The organism is Pseudomonas sp. ATCC 13867, assembly GCF_000349845.1.
Lineage (GTDB): Bacteria > Pseudomonadota > Gammaproteobacteria > Pseudomonadales > Pseudomonadaceae > Pseudomonas.
Map to the genome: position 1 here is coordinate 2,591,657 of NC_020829.1, position 14,428 is coordinate 2,606,084.

A 14,428-nucleotide genomic window follows, 5' to 3' on the forward strand; every position below is an offset into this window, starting at 1 on the left:
TAGCGCCTAGGCTGAATCCATTCGTGCCGGAACCTGCGGGTTCCGGCCACTTCATCACCCGCGCAAGAGGTGGCCCCGCAGATGATTACCGTGAACCTGAACGGCAAGGACCATGAATTCGATGCTCCCGGCGAGATGCCATTGCTCTGGGCCCTGCGCGACGTCGCCGGGCTGACCGGCACCAAGTACGGCTGTGGCATGGCGCTGTGCGGCGCCTGCACGGTGCACCTCGACGGCCAGCCGACGCGCTCCTGCGTCACGCCGCTTTCGGCGGTGGCGGGCAAGAAGGTCACCACCATCGAGGCGGTGAGCGAGCAGCCCGCCGGCAAGGCCGTCCAGGAAGCCTGGCGGCGGCTGGACGTGGTGCAGTGCGGTTACTGCCAGTCCGGGCAGATCATGTCCGCCGCTGCGCTGCTGGCCGGCAACAAGGCGCCCAGCGATGCCGACATCGATACCGCCATGAGCGGCAACATCTGCCGCTGCGCCACCTACGCGCGGATCCGCGCGGCCATCCACGACGCCGCCAAGACCCTGGCGTGAGGAGGACTGACATGCTCGATACCCGCATCGACCAGGAAGCGGCGCCGGCGCGCGGCATCTGCAATCTGAGCCGCCGGCATTTCCTCCGGGGCGCCGGTGGCCTGGCCCTGGGCATCTACTTCGCGCCGTTGCTCGGGCGCATGGGGGAGGCGCAGGCGGCCGGCGATTTCGAACCCAACGCCTTCGTGCGCATCGCCCCGGACGGCACGCTGACGGTGATCGCCAAGCACGTGGAAATGGGGCAGGGCAGCTACACCGGCCTCGCCACGCTGGTGGCCGAGGAACTGGATGCCGACTGGGCCCACGTGCGCGTGGAGGGCGCCCCGGCGGACGCCAGGCGCTACGCCAACCTGGCCTTCGGCAACCTGCAGGGTACCGGTGGCAGCACCGCCACCTCCAACTCCTTCGAACAGATGCGCAAGGCCGGCGCCAGCGCCCGCGCCATGCTGGTGGGCGCTGCCGCCGAGCAGTGGAAGGTGCCTGCCGCACAGATCGACGTGCATGACGGCGTGGTGAGCCACGCCGCCTCCGGGCGCAAGGCCGGCTTCGGCGAACTGGCGGAAGCCGCGGCGAAACAACCGCTGCCCGCCGAGGTGAAACTGAAGGACCCGAAGGACTTCAAACTGATCGGCCAGGCGAAGCTGCCGCGCATCGACAGTAGCGGCAAGACCGATGGTTCGGCGATCTTCACCCAGGACATCCACCTGCCGGACATGCTGGTGGCCGTCGTTGCCCACCCGCCGCGGTTCGGCGGGGTGCCGGCCAAGGTCGACGCGAGCAGGGCCAAGGCGGTGCCGGGGGTGGTCGCCGTGGTGCAGTTCCCCGGCAGCGAGCGACGCTTCGCCGGGGTCGCCGTGCTGGCGAAGAACACCTGGGCCGCGCGCCAGGGCCGTGACGCCTTGCAGGTCGAATGGGACGAGAGCAAGGCCTTCAAAATGGGCAGCAAGGAAATCTTCGCCCAGTACCGCGAGATGGCCGGCAAGCCTGGCCTGGTGGCGCGCAACGTGGGCGATGTCGACACGGCGCTGAAGCAGCCGGCCAAGCTCATCGAGGCGGAGTATGAGTTCCCGTTCCTCGCCCATGCGGCGATGGAGCCGTTGAACTGCGTGGTCCAGCTCAAGGACGATGGCGGCTGCCAGATCTGGAACGGCGAGCAGTGGCAGACCGGCGACCAGATGGCGGTGGCGCAGCTGCTGGGCATCACGCCGGAGCAGGTGTCGATCACCCAGCTCTACGCCGGCGGCAGCTTCGGCCGCCGCGCCAACCCGCACTCGGACTATGTGCTGGAGGCCACGGCAATCGCCAAGGCCGCGCGCGAGCAGGGCATCAAGACGCCGGTGAAAATGGTCTGGACCCGCGAGGACGACACCCGCGCGGGCTACTACCGCCCGGCGTTCCTGCACCGCGCGCGGCTGGCGCTGGACGCCTCGGGCAACCTGGTGGCCTGGGAGCAGCGGCTGGTCGGCCAGTCCTTCATCCTCGGCACGCCCTTCGAGAAGATCATGGTCAAGGACGGCATCGACAAGATTGCCGTGGAGGGTGCGGACGATCTGCCCTATGCGGTGCCCAACCTGCGCATCGAGCAGGCCCTGGCCGAGAACGTCACCGTGCCGACCCAGTGGTGGCGCTCGGTGGGCCACACCCATACGGCGTTTTCCACCGAGACGCTGGTCGATGAGGCGGCCATTGCCGCCGGCAAGGATCCGTACGCGTTCCGCCGCGCCCTGCTCAAGGACCATCCCCGGCATCTCGGCGTGCTGGAACTGGCGGCGCAGCGGGCCAACTGGCAGGCGCCGCTGGCGAAGGGCGCCCAGGGCGAGCAGCGCGGCCGGGGGATCGCGGTGCACGAGTCGTTCGGCAGCGTCGTGGCCCAGGTGGTGGAGGTGACGGTCAAGGCGGACCACAGCTTCAAGGTGGATCGGGTGGTCTGCGCCGTGGATTGCGGACTGGCAATCAACCCGGACGTGATCAAGGCGCAGATGGAGGGCGGCATCGGCTTCGCCCTGTCGGCGGCCCTGCACAGCACCATCACCCTGACGGACGGGAAGGTGGACCAGTCCAACTTCCACGATTACCAGGTGCTGCGCATCAACGAAATGCCCGTGGTGGACGTGCATATCGCGCCCTCCGCGGTACCGCCGAGCGGGGTCGGCGAACCCGGCGTGCCGCCGTTGGCGCCGGCACTGGCCAACGCCCTGTTCGCCGCCAGCGGCAAACGCATCCGCACCTTGCCGATCGGCAATCAGTTGCAGGCGTGAGGCGGGACTGCCCCTCCCGTTGGCGAGGGGGCTCAGGCGGCGGAAGCCGGCGGCTCCTGGCGGATCAGCTCGCGCAGCGCACGGCGTTCGGCTGGGAGAGTCGCCGCGCGATGCAGGACCAGGCTGCCCTCTTCGTCGGTAACGGCGATTTCGGTCTCGAACTGCAATTGCAGCTCGTCGAGGGTGATGTAGGTGATGCGGTAGGCCTCGTCGACGCGGCTCATGGTCGGCAACTCGATGTGGGAGGGGCGCAGGCCCGATGACGGCATGTTCGCGCCGGGTGGGCTAGGGTGGAAGTGAATCGCCGTGATGGTGGACATCACGGCCGACGATGGTGCCGGCGAGATTTTCCGGCACCGGCCACGCAGGACGGGTATCCTGCACGGGCGTGTCCAGACGGCCACGCTGACTTACAACTGGAGCAGTGACATGAGCCGCGACAAGCAGCTTTTCCCGGACGACGAAATCGGCGACGCCCTGTGGGCCCTGCAGGAGGACGGTGAAGACCTCTCCATTGAGCACGAGGTAGAGTTCGCGGTGATCTTCCCGGACGAACAGTCCGCCCTGGACTTCGCCATCATGCTGCTGCAGAACGGGCAGAAGGTGGCCTACTCGGAGTACGACGGCAACGACCAACTGCCGTGGCAGGTCCTGGCCTATCCGGTGATGGAGCTCAGTCACGAGCACATCAGTGGCTATGCCGCGCTGCTGTCCGAGCACTCCGCCGACCTGGGCGGCCAGATGGACGGCTGGTCGGCGCTCTGAGCGGCTGCTGCTTCATGAAAAACGGCGCCTTCGGGCGCCGTTTTTGTTCCGGGGACGGCCTGGGTGGTTCGCGAGCAAGGACAGGACTGGGCGTAAACCTCTATCACTCCGGCAGCGGCGCGTTGCGCGCCACCTGGCGCAAGGCCTGCTCGTAGTAATCCACGCTCTGCGCGCCGGAAATCAGCTGGCGGCCATTGAGGATCACCGCCGGAACGGCGTGGATACCGCGGTTGGTGTAGAAATTCTCGTCGGCCACCACTGCGTCGGCGTAGGCGTCGCCATCGAGGATTTCCCGCGCCCGCACCGCGTCCAGGCCGACGCTGACGGCCACGTCGAGCAACACTTCCGCATCGCTCGGGTCGCGCCCTTCGCCGAAGTAGGCGTGCAACAGGGACTGCTTGAGGGCGATGTCGCGGTGCGACTCCGCCGCCCAGTGCAGCAGGCGGTGGGCGTCGAAGGTGTTGTAGATGCGGTCGCGCTTCTTCAGATCGAAGTGTACGCCGACCTCCTCGCCCAGGGTGCGCAGGTGCTCCTGGTTGCGGGCGATCTCCTCGGCGCTGCTGCCGTACTTGCGCTGCAGATGCTCCACCAGGTCCTCGCCCTCGGCGGGCATGTCCGCATTGAGCTCGAAGGGTTTGATGCGCAGCTCCACGGTCAGTTCGTCGTCTACGCGGCGCATGGCTTCCAGCAGACCGTTCAGGCCGATGGCGCACCAGGGGCAGACCACGTCGGAGACGAAATCGATGGTGATGCTATCGCTCATGCTGGCGATCTCCGGCAAATGGGCATGACTCAAGGATGGACCCGGAAGCGTGGTTCAATCCAGTGGCGGCGTCACCGGGGAGTGGCATTTTCTTATGTTGTTTCTCTAAATATCTTGTAACTATATGAATATAAATATTTTTATTTTCTTGAGAAATGACTTTAACGCGAGTGGTCGTTGGGCAGCCCTCGGCTGTAGGAGGAGCCCTCCAAATTCGGGCCTTCCAGCGCCGCAGGGACGACCGAAGAAGATAGCCATTATATAATGTAATTTATCATATAGATAATATATCTATATGAATAATAAGGTTTTAATTTTATGGATGTCGTGTGTGGTGACATGCCGGCAGCCGCAGACGCCATCGGTCGTAGAGTGTGGCGCCGACGCAGCCTGTCGGACGGTCAGGAGCGCAGCGTCGCGCTACTGGAATTGCCACGAAGACGCGCTACCTTGAGCCTGTTGTGCGCAACGTTTTCGAGGCACAGCGCTTCCCGCCGTCCCCGCGCAGGCACACGGACTCGCAGCAGCAGGCCCGGCAGTCAACCAGCAGATACGGAGCACGTCATGGCTCGCACCACGCCCATCGAGCTTTACCGCAACATCGGCATCGTTGCCCACGTCGACGCCGGCAAGACCACCACCACCGAGCGCATCCTTTTCTACACCGGGGTGAACCACAAGATGGGCGAGGTACACGATGGCGCGGCGACCATGGACTGGATGGTGCAGGAGCAGGAGCGCGGCATCACCATCACCTCGGCGGCCACCACGGCGTTCTGGCAGGGCTCCACCAAGCAGTACGACCACAAGTACCGCTTCAACATCATCGACACCCCCGGCCACGTGGACTTCACCATCGAGGTGGAGCGCTCGCTGCGCGTGCTCGATGGCGCGGTGGTGGTATTCAGCGGCGCCGACGGCGTCGAGCCGCAGTCCGAGACGGTCTGGCGCCAGGCCAACAAGTACCACGTGCCGCGCCTGGCCTACGTCAACAAGATGGACCGCCAGGGCGCCGACTTCCTCCGCGTGGTCAAGCAGATCAAGCAGCGCCTGGGGCACAATCCGGTGCCGATCCAGCTGGCCATCGGCGCGGAGGAAAACTTCGCCGGGCAGATCGACCTGGTGAAGATGAAGGCCATCGTCTGGAACGACGCCGACCAGGGCACCAGCTACACCGAGGAGCCGATTCCCGCCGAGCTGCAGGCGCTGGCGGACGAGTGGCGCGCGCACATGATCGAGGCCGCCGCCGAAGCCAATGAAGATCTGATGAACAAATACCTCGAAGGCGAGGAACTCTCCATCGAGGAGATCAAGGCCGGCCTGCGCCAGCGCACCCTGGCCAACGAGATCGTCCCGGCGGTGCTGGGTTCCTCGTTCAAGAACAAGGGCGTGCCGCTGGTGCTCGACGCGGTGATCGATTACCTGCCGGCGCCCACGGAAATTCCCGCGATCAACGGCACCGACCCGGACGACGAGGAGAAGCACCTGGAGCGCCACGCCGACGACAGCGAGCCGTTCTCCGCGCTGGCGTTCAAGATCGCCACCGACCCCTTCGTCGGCACCCTGACCTTCGCCCGCGTCTATTCCGGCGTACTGAGCAGCGGCGACGCCGTGCTCAACTCGGTGAAGACCAGGAAGGAACGCGTCGGGCGGATGGTGCAGATGCACGCCAACCAGCGCGAGGAGATCAAGGAAGTGCGCGCCGGCGACATCGCCGCGCTGATCGGCATGAAGGACGTCACCACCGGCGACACCCTGTGCGCCATCGACAAGCCGATCATCCTCGAGCGCATGGACTTCCCCGATCCGGTGATCTCCGTGGCCGTGGAACCCAAGACCAAGGCCGACCAGGAGAAAATGGGCATCGCCCTGTCCAAGCTGGCCCAGGAGGACCCCTCGTTCCGCGTCAAGACCGACGAGGAAACCGGGCAGACGATCATTTCCGGCATGGGCGAGCTGCACCTGGACATCATCGTCGACCGCATGCGCCGCGAGTTCAACGTCGAGGCCAACATCGGCAAGCCGCAGGTGGCCTACCGCGAGGCAATCCGCAAGAAGTGCGAGATCGAGGGCAAGTTCGTCCGCCAGTCCGGCGGTCGCGGCCAGTTCGGCCATTGCTGGATTCGCTTCGAGCCGGGCGAGGAAGGCAAGGACGGTCTGGAGTTCGTCAACGAGGTGGTCGGCGGGGTGATTCCGCGCGAGTTCATCCCGGCGATCCAGAAGGGCATCGAGGAACAGATGCAGAACGGCGTGCTTGCCGGCTACCCGCTGATCGGCCTGAAAGCCTCGGTGTTCGACGGCTCCTACCACGACGTCGACTCCAGCGAGATGGCGTTCAAGATCGCCGCGTCGATGGCCACCAAGCAGCTCTCGCAGAAGGGCGGCGCGGTGCTGCTGGAGCCGGTGATGAAGGTCGAGGTGGTGACGCCGGAGGACTACATGGGCGACGTGATGGGCGACCTCAACCGCCGGCGTGGCCTGATCCAGGGCATGGAGGACACGCCGGCGGGCAAGGTGATCCGGGCCGAGGTGCCGCTGGGCGAGATGTTCGGCTATGCCACGGACGTGCGCTCCATGTCCCAGGGGCGGGCGAGTTACTCGATGGAGTTCACCAAGTATGCCGAGGCGCCGGCGAATATCGCCGAGGCGATCATCAAGAAGGCTAATGGGTGATGTTTCCCTGAACTGACAACGGCGCCTGCGGGCGCCGTTGATCATTGTAGGGGCGGCTGTCGTAGGAGCGGACTTTGTCCGCGATGCTTTGGGCTTTTGGGCTTTTGGGCTTTTGGGTTGGGTGTTTCTGCGCCGCTTCGGCGTGTGCTGAGAGATTTTGTTTCGCCCCCTCGGGCGACCTACTTTGCCAAACGACGGATGGCCGCCCCACGCAAAGTAGGCAAAAGTCTCTGCCCCATCATCCGGCCCCGGCTTCGCCGGGGTTCCCTCGCTCCATCGGACTTTCAGGGGCACGCGTCGACGGGCCATCCCTGGCCCGACGACGCTCTCGCGGCATCCATGCCGCTCAACCCCTGAAACTCCGATTCCACTCGGCCTCCTGAAGGGACGCTCCGGTGCGCGCGGAGATTTCTCTGGAAGTCTTCAGAGCAAAAGCCAAAGCCGTAGATATAGGCTCTTCGTAGGAGCGAGCTTGCTCGCGAACCGCACGGCACGGCATTCCCCGTCTCTCCTACGCGAGCACGCATAGTCCGCGCGGATTACGCACAAAAAAGCCCGGCATTGCGCCGGGCTTTTCTTCAACTGCGATACAGCACCGGCCGCCGCAGGTGCACGTAGCTGTACCCCTCGCGCGCCAGGGCGATGCGTTGCGGGTCCAGTTCGGCCACCAGCAGTTCATCGTCGTGCCTGGCCTGGGCCATCACCTGGCCGTCCGGCGCGACGATGCAGCTCAGGCCGCAGTATTCCAGCTCGCCTTCGTGTCCTGCGTAGTTGGCGTAGGCGAGGAATACCTGGTTCTCGTAGGCGCGGGTGGGTACCAGCACCTGGGCGACGAACTCGTAGGGACGCATGTTGGCGGTGGGCACCAGCACCAGGTCGGCGCCGGCCAGGGCCAGGGTGCGCACGGCCTCGGGGAATTCCACGTCGAAGCAGATCAGCAGGCCGACCTTCCAGCCGTCCAGTTCGAATATCGCCGGCGGCGTGTCGGAGGCGCTGAACTGGCTGCGGTCGAGGTCGCCGTAGAGGTGGGTCTTGCGGTAGTTGGCGCGGCGTTCGCCTTGCCGGTCGATCAGCTGCACGCTGTTGAAGATGGCGTCGCCGTCACGTTCGGGATAGCCGTAGAGGATGCCGAGCTTGTGCTCGCGGGCGATCTCGGCGATGCACTGGGCGGAGGGGCCGTCGCAGCTTTCCGCAAGCTCCGCGACACGCTTCGCGCCGATGTTGTAGCCGGACAGGTACATCTCCGGCAGCACCAGCAGATCCGCACCGTTCTGCACCGCCTGCTGCGCGGCCTGCTCCAGGCGACGCAGGTTGCCGGCGACGTCGTCGGGGCCGGGTGGGCACTGGTAGAGGGCGAGGTACATGGGGTTCTCCTTCGAAACGCGCAAGGCCGGGATCAGGCAGTGTGCACCCGATCCCGGCCCCGCGCGAGCCGCTGTTCAACGAGTGGAGCGTATCAGTCCGGCAGGACCATCGGGCCCAGTTCGGCGAAGCAGTCGCCCGGGCCGGGGTTCTCCGGATGGGTGGCGCCGCCGAAGTGCTTCATGATGCCCCACACGGCGTTCAGCGAGGTCTGCACCGCGCCCTCCACCCAGGCCGGGGTCCAGGACACGTCGTCGCCGGCGATGAAGATGCCGCGCTGCTCGGCGGGCATGCCGTCCTGCATGAAGTGCGCGTACATGCGCTGGTTATAGCGGTAGTGGCCCGGCAACGCGCCCTTGAAGGCGCCGAGGAAGTGCGGGTCGGCCTCCCAGGACACGGTGATCGGGTTGCCGATGATGTGGCCGGCGATATCGACCTCCGGATAGACCTTCTTCAGCGCGTCCAGGGCCAGCTGCACGCGCTTCTCCACCGGGTGCGGCAGCATCTTCATGGCGTCGCTCATCCAGGAGTAGGACAGGCAGATCACGCCCGGCTTGTCGTCGCCGTTGTCGAACAGGTAGGTGCCGCGGGTGAGGCGGTCGGTGAGGGTCATGCTCATCACATCGCGGCCGGTCTGCGGGTCCTTGTCCTTCCAGAACGGCCGGTCGACCATCACGAAGGTCTTCGAGGACTGCATGTAGCGGGTGCGGTCCAGGGCCATCCACATCTTCTGCGAGAACAGCGCTTCCTCGCACTCGATCTGGGTGGTCAGCAGCCAGGTCTGGCAGGTCGCCAGGACGGCCGCGTAGTGGCGGGTGTCACCCCAGTAGTCGGTGACGGCGAAGGTGCCGTCGGCGGCGCGGGCGATCTTCTTCACGCCCGGACGCGGCGCGCCGTTGTGCAGGGTGGCCAGGGATGTGCCGGCCGGCCAGTGCGCGCATTGCTCCGGCACATGGCTCCAGATGCCGCGCGGTACCTGCTCGACGCCGCCCACGACCAAGTGCTGGTGGTCGTCGCAGTTGGTCATCACCACGCGGAAGATTTCCAGCATGGAGTTGGGGAAGTCGGAGTCCCAGCCGCCGGTGCCGAAGCCAACCTGGCCGAAGATTTCGCGGTGGCGGTAGGACAGGCGGGAGAAGGCCTTGGAGGTGGCGACGAAGTCATAGAAGGTGCGGTCGTCCCACTTGGGCACCAGCTCGTCCCACAGGGCCTTGAGCTTGACCGTGTCGCGCTCGCGGATGGCGTCCTGGATCTCGGAGAAGCGTGCGCCGTCTTCCAGCGCTTCGGCCCAGGCCTGGGCGACTTCGCGGAAGATTTCCGGCAGGTCGGCCATCTTCTCGGCGTAGTGGCTGGTGCCTTCCAGGTCGACCACGGTGCTGCCCGAGGCCGGGGTCAGCGGGTTGGGGAAGGGCCGGGTTTCCAGGCCGAGCTTGTCGACGTAGTGGTAGAAGGCGGTGCTGGAGACCGGGAAGCGCATGCCGCCCAGCTCGGCGATGATGCCGTCGGCGCCTTCGAAGGTCTCCGAGCGCAGCCGGCCGCCCATTTTCGAGGCCTCGTAGACCACCGGCTTCAAGCCCATCTTCATCAGCTCGTAGGCCGCCACCAGGCCGGAGATGCCGGCGCCGACGATGGCCACTTCCTGGCCGTGCTTCTCGGCGGGGATGCTGCCCAGGCCGGCGGGGTGCTCGATCCAGTCGTCGAAGGCGAAGGGGAAGTCCGGGCCGAAGATGGTCACCGGTTTCTTGCCGGGGGTATGGGGATGGCGGTTCTTGAGCATTGGAGGTTTCCTTCTTGTTCGACGTGCCGGCGTGCAGCACCAGCTTGGCAAGGCTTTTCGCGGCCCGCAGGGGCCAGTCGATGGATGGCGCGCGGGCAAAGAAATGGCGAGCTTTGAGGGCTCGCCGTGGCGTCCACTATTGCAAAGGCCGTCGTTGAAATGAACCTGACAATCTGCAAGATTGGCGAGAGCTTTCAGGCAGATTGATCAATACGATGAGCAATATGACGAAAAACGCCGACGCGGCCTTGCTGAACCTGCTGCGCGCCAATGCCCGCGAGTCGATCTCCGAGCTGGCGCGCAAGCTCGGGGTGTCGCGTTCCACGGTGCAGAGCCGTATCGAAAGGCTGGAGCAGCAGGGTGTCATCACCGGCTACTCGATCAAGGTGTCGGACAGCTACGCGCAGTCGCTGGTGCGCGCCCACGTGCTGGTGACGGCGCTGCCCAAGCTGTCGCACCAGGTGGTGCAGGCGCTGGAGAAGATCGCCGAGGTGAAGACGCTGCATTCGGTGAGCGGCAACTTCGACATGATCGTGATCGTTGAGGCGCTGTCGATCCGCGACCTGGACGCGGTGCTGGACCGCATCGGCGCACTGGACGGGGTGGAGCGGACGATGTCGTCGATCATCCTGTCGACGCGGATCGATCGCTGAGGACTGCATTTCGCAGGATTGGCTCCATTGGTCTGCCGCTATTGCCGGAAATTGGCTATTCGAACCTGCGGGTGATGGCGCTAACGTATCGCCATTCCCGCAATCCCGCGGCCCCACTGGAGAAGACCATGAATGCACGTATCGAATGGGCCAAGCAGTCCCCCGACGCTTACAAAGCCATGCTTGGCCTGGAGCAGGCGCTGGAGAAATCGGGCCTGGAACACTCGCTGCTGGAACTGGTACGCCTGCGCGCTTCGCAGATCAACGGCTGCGCCTATTGCATGAACATGCACGCCAACGATGCGCGCAAGGCCGGCGAAACCGAAGCCCGCCTGCAGACCCTGGGCGCCTGGCGCGAAACCCGTTTCTTCACCGACCGCGAGCGTGCCGCGCTGGCCTGGGTGGAAAGCCTGACCCTGCTGGCCGAGAAGCATGCCCCGCAGGACCAGTTCGACGCTCTGCGCGAGCATTTCAGCGATGTCGAGATCGTCAGTCTGACCCTGGCGATTGCCACCATCAATGCGTGGAACCGCTTTGGCGTGGGGATGGCGTTGGTGCCCTGAGCCGGGGCTGATGGAAGAGGGCGCCTGCGGGCGCCTTTTTTCTGTCGTAGGAGTGGGCTCTGTCCGCGATCAAACTCTGTGCAGTGCAGTGCAGTGCAGTGCAGTGCAGTGCAGTGCGGTTCGCGAGCAAGCTCGCTCCTACAAGGGAGACTGCGGCGCGCTCTTCGTAGGAGCGAGCTTGCTCGCGAACGAACCTTGCTGCGGGGCTGATCGCGGGCGGAGTCCGCTCCCGCAGAGCGCGAGCGTCTCAGCGCCTGTAGAGCACCACCGCCGCCCGCAGCTTGCTGCGGCCAAAGCGGCTCATCTGCTCGAATTCCCCGTGGTTCACCGGGATGTGCTGGCAGTCCAGCGGCTCGCGGTGCTGGCTGTGGTCGACGTCGGGATCGTGCAGGTAGACGAAGTCTTCGTCGCAGTCGGTGACCACCACCCAGTGCGGCGCCTTGGAGCGGGTTAGGCGGTAGCTGCTGATCAGCACCAGGGGCTGCCCGCCGGCTTCCAGTGCGCTGTCGATGTCCAGTTGGTTGACCAGCAACTGCTCCACGTCGCTATGCGCCAGTTCGCGGGCGAAGTCGTCGTGCACCAGACGCATCACCTCGCGCTTTTCTTCGCTGCGTACGCCGTCAAGGAACAGCGGGCCGTCCTCCGACAGTTGCAGCTGTACGCGAAAGCCCCGGCGCCAGCCGGCCAGGGCCAGCCCCTGCGGGCTGCAGCCGCCGTGGCCGGCGGTCATGTAGATGGTGGTGGCTTCGCGCCACAGGCGCAGCTCTTCACGGCGCTCCAGGGCTCGTTCGGGCTCCAGCGCCCCCATTGCCATCAGCAGGCAGGACGGGCCGCAGGTAAATTCGGTGGTCTGGCGGTAGAAGGGGACGTGCCGTGGCGCGCGGTCGCCGATCTGGCGGATGCGCTTCTCGAAGCGCAGCGCTTCGCTATGGTCTTCGTAGTAGTCGCGCAGCGTGGCGAAGGGACGGTAGCCGTTGCGCTGGTAGAGGATGATGGCGCCGCGATTGTCCGGGCGAACCTCCAGGCGCATGTAGGCACAGTCGTTGTCGATCGCCTCCGCCTCGGCGCGGTCCAGCAGTTTCTGTCCCAGGCCGATGCCACGGGCGCGCTCTTCCAGGGCGATGGAGTACAGGCGTGCCAGGGAGGTGCCCTGGTGGAACAGCACCAGGACGTAGCCCAGCAGGATGCGGTCGGCCTCGGCGACGATCAGTGAGGCATGGGCGCGGGTGATCATCCACTGGAAGTTGCGCCGCGACAGCCGGTCGTAGTCGAAGCAGCGGTTCTCCAGCTCGACCAGGGCGTTCAGGTCGTCGCTGGTGGCGGCGCGAAGGTGCAGGTTCATACCGGTAAGGATTCGTTAACCTGAAAGGGGCACGTTGGTTGCGTGACGGGCGCGAACGGGCATCCAGCCACGCGGTCGAAGCAGCATTCAGCGGAGTATTGTCCCTGGCTCGAAGCGCGGCAAGCGCTATCCCGAGCGTCCTGGAGGTGTCGTGAGCAAGCTGTTCATCATCGTCGAACGCAAGGAAGACTGGGCGTCCTACTACCCCAGTGAAGATGTGGTCAGCGCCCAGGAGTACCTGGAGATGCCCATCGATGACGACAATGGCAAGCGCGTGCAGGTGATCAACCTGTGCCGCAACTACAAGTACCTGGGCCACGGCTACTACTGCTCGCTGCTGGCCGAGGCGCGCGGGCACAAGGTCATCCCGTCGGTGCGCAGCATCAGCGAACTGGCGAAGAAATCCCTCTACAGCCTGGCCCTGGAAGACCTGGAGAAAACCCTCGACAAGGCACTGGCCGACCACCCCTACGGCAATACCGATGGCTTCACCCTGACCCTGTACTTCGGCCGTACCGACCTGGAGCCGCTGCAGGACCTGGCGCGCCAACTGTTCGAGGCCTTGCCCTGTCCGCTGCTGCTGGTGGAGTTCCGCAAGACCCGCGGCTGGCACATCGAAGGGGTGAAGCCGGGCAACATCCACAAGCTGCGCGAGGATCAGGAAGATCTGTTCGCCAACGCGCTGGACAGCTTCAGCCGGCAGATCTGGCGCAAACCGCGCTCGCGCAGGCAGTACCGCTACGACCTGGCGATCCTCCACGACCCGGAAGAAGCCTTCCCGCCGTCGGACCGCAAGGCGCTGAAGAACTTCATCCGCGTCGGCCGCAGCCTCGGCATCGACGTCGAGCTCATGGAAAAGAAGGACTACGCGCGCCTGGCCGAGTACGACGCGCTGCTGATCCGCGAAACCACCAGCGTCAGCGACCACACCTACCGCTTCGCCAAGAAGGCCGAGAGCGAGGGCATGGTGGTGATGGACGACCCGGTGTCGATCCTGCGCTGCACCAACAAGGTCTACCTGGCCGACCTGCTGCGCAGCCACAAGCTGGGCATGCCGGCCACCGAGATCCTCTACAAGGACAACCCGCAGGAACTGGAGAAAGTCGGTTTACGCCTGGGCTTCCCGCTGGTGCTGAAGATTCCCGATGGCAGCTTCTCCCGTGGGGTGATCAAAGTGAGCGACCAGCAGGAGCTGCTCAAGGCCAGCGCCGAACTGTTCGAGCGCTCGGTTTTGCTGCTGGCCCAGGAGTTCTTCTATACCGAATACGACTGGCGCATCGGTGTACTGAACCAGAAACCGATCTTCGCCTGCCAGTACTTCATGTCCAAGGGCCACTGGCAGATCTATGATCACAGCCCGGACGCCCAGGAAGTGAGCGGCGATTTCCGCACGATGGCGGTCCACGAGGCGCCGCGCAAGGTGGTGGAACTGGCGGTGAAGACCGCCAACCTGATCGGCGACGGGTTGTACGGGGTGGACCTCAAGCAGTCCGGCGATCGCGTGGTGGTGATCGAAGTGAACGACAACCCGAATATCGACTGCGGCGTGGAGGACGTGTACCTGGGCGACGACCTCTACAAGCTAGTGCTCGAGGAGTTCGTGCGGCGGCTGGAGCTCAAGAGGCGCGGGCGTGGGTGGTGAGAACGATTCGGCATTGACCTTATAGGAAAACGGTCGATAGCTGGCGTCAAGATATTGCTAGCTTTACAAATTGGAGCGCCAAGCAACTGT

General features: G+C 65.1%; 12 protein-coding genes. 7 read left to right on the forward strand and 5 right to left on the reverse strand.

Annotation, left to right across the window (positions count from 1 at the left end; translation table 11 throughout):
* Positions 1–81 precede the first annotated feature (81 nt).
* Together H681_RS11710 and H681_RS11715 are read left to right on the forward strand one after the other, a co-directional pair.
* On the forward strand, positions 82–540 hold the full coding sequence (locus H681_RS11710) for a (2Fe-2S)-binding protein (RefSeq protein ID WP_015477072.1): 459 nt from the start codon (positions 82–84) through the stop codon (positions 538–540).
* A gap of 11 nt (positions 541–551) precedes the next feature.
* Positions 552–2,798 (forward strand): xanthine dehydrogenase family protein molybdopterin-binding subunit, encoded by a 2,247-nt coding sequence (locus H681_RS11715; protein ID WP_015477073.1) that lies wholly within the window; start codon positions 552–554, stop codon positions 2,796–2,798.
* 32 nt (positions 2,799–2,830) lie between these two features.
* Here the strand turns inward: H681_RS11715 and ptrC are convergent, their stop codons facing one another.
* Complete coding sequence (gene ptrC / locus H681_RS11720; RefSeq protein ID WP_236620516.1) at positions 2,831–3,067, reverse strand: type III secretion system co-regulatory protein PtrC; 237 nt, start codon at positions 3,065–3,067, stop codon at positions 2,831–2,833.
* 160 nt (positions 3,068–3,227) lie between these two features.
* Here ptrC and H681_RS11725 point away from each other — a divergent pair, with 160 nt between their 5' ends.
* Positions 3,228–3,563, forward strand: a complete 336-nt coding sequence (locus H681_RS11725; protein ID WP_015477075.1) for a ribonuclease E inhibitor RraB — start codon at positions 3,228–3,230, stop codon at positions 3,561–3,563.
* 103 nt (positions 3,564–3,666) lie between these two features.
* Here H681_RS11725 and H681_RS11730 read toward each other — a convergent pair whose 3' ends face one another.
* The gene (locus tag H681_RS11730; protein ID WP_015477076.1) at positions 3,667–4,326 is read right to left on the reverse strand and encodes a DsbA family oxidoreductase; all 660 of its coding nucleotides are present in this window, start codon (positions 4,324–4,326) and stop codon (positions 3,667–3,669) included.
* 564 nt (positions 4,327–4,890) lie between these two features.
* Between H681_RS11730 and fusA the strand changes: the two genes are divergently transcribed.
* Positions 4,891–6,999 (forward strand): elongation factor G, encoded by a 2,109-nt coding sequence (gene fusA / locus H681_RS11735; RefSeq protein ID WP_015477077.1) that lies wholly within the window; start codon positions 4,891–4,893, stop codon positions 6,997–6,999.
* 578 nt (positions 7,000–7,577) lie between these two features.
* Here the strand turns inward: fusA and H681_RS11740 are convergent.
* A complete protein-coding gene (locus H681_RS11740; RefSeq protein ID WP_015477078.1) occupies positions 7,578–8,363 on the reverse strand; it encodes a carbon-nitrogen hydrolase family protein in 786 nt (261 codons plus the stop codon).
* Positions 8,364–8,455: 92 nt separating this feature from the next.
* Positions 8,456–10,138: a flavin monoamine oxidase family protein gene (locus H681_RS11745; RefSeq protein ID WP_015477079.1), complete on the reverse strand. Its 1,683-nt coding sequence runs from the start codon at positions 10,136–10,138 to the stop codon at positions 8,456–8,458.
* Between the two features lie 224 nt (positions 10,139–10,362).
* Between H681_RS11745 and H681_RS11750 the strand changes: the two genes are divergently transcribed.
* Both H681_RS11750 and H681_RS11755 read left to right on the forward strand, forming a co-directional pair.
* Positions 10,363–10,791: an Lrp/AsnC family transcriptional regulator gene (locus H681_RS11750; RefSeq protein WP_041712568.1), complete on the forward strand. Its 429-nt coding sequence runs from the start codon at positions 10,363–10,365 to the stop codon at positions 10,789–10,791.
* Between the two features lie 128 nt (positions 10,792–10,919).
* Positions 10,920–11,354, forward strand: coding sequence for a carboxymuconolactone decarboxylase family protein (locus H681_RS11755; RefSeq protein ID WP_015477081.1), 435 nt, complete (start codon positions 10,920–10,922; stop codon positions 11,352–11,354).
* 247 nt (positions 11,355–11,601) lie between these two features.
* Here the strand turns inward: H681_RS11755 and H681_RS11760 are convergent, their stop codons facing one another.
* The gene (locus tag H681_RS11760) at positions 11,602–12,696 is read right to left on the reverse strand and encodes a GNAT family N-acetyltransferase/peptidase C39 family protein (RefSeq protein ID WP_015477082.1); all 1,095 of its coding nucleotides are present in this window, start codon (positions 12,694–12,696) and stop codon (positions 11,602–11,604) included.
* Between the two features lie 151 nt (positions 12,697–12,847).
* On the opposite strand from H681_RS11760, the gene H681_RS11765 reads away from it, so the two are divergent.
* Positions 12,848–14,338 (forward strand): RimK family alpha-L-glutamate ligase, encoded by a 1,491-nt coding sequence (locus tag H681_RS11765; protein WP_015477083.1) that lies wholly within the window; start codon positions 12,848–12,850, stop codon positions 14,336–14,338.
* Positions 14,339–14,428: the final 90 nt, after the last annotated feature.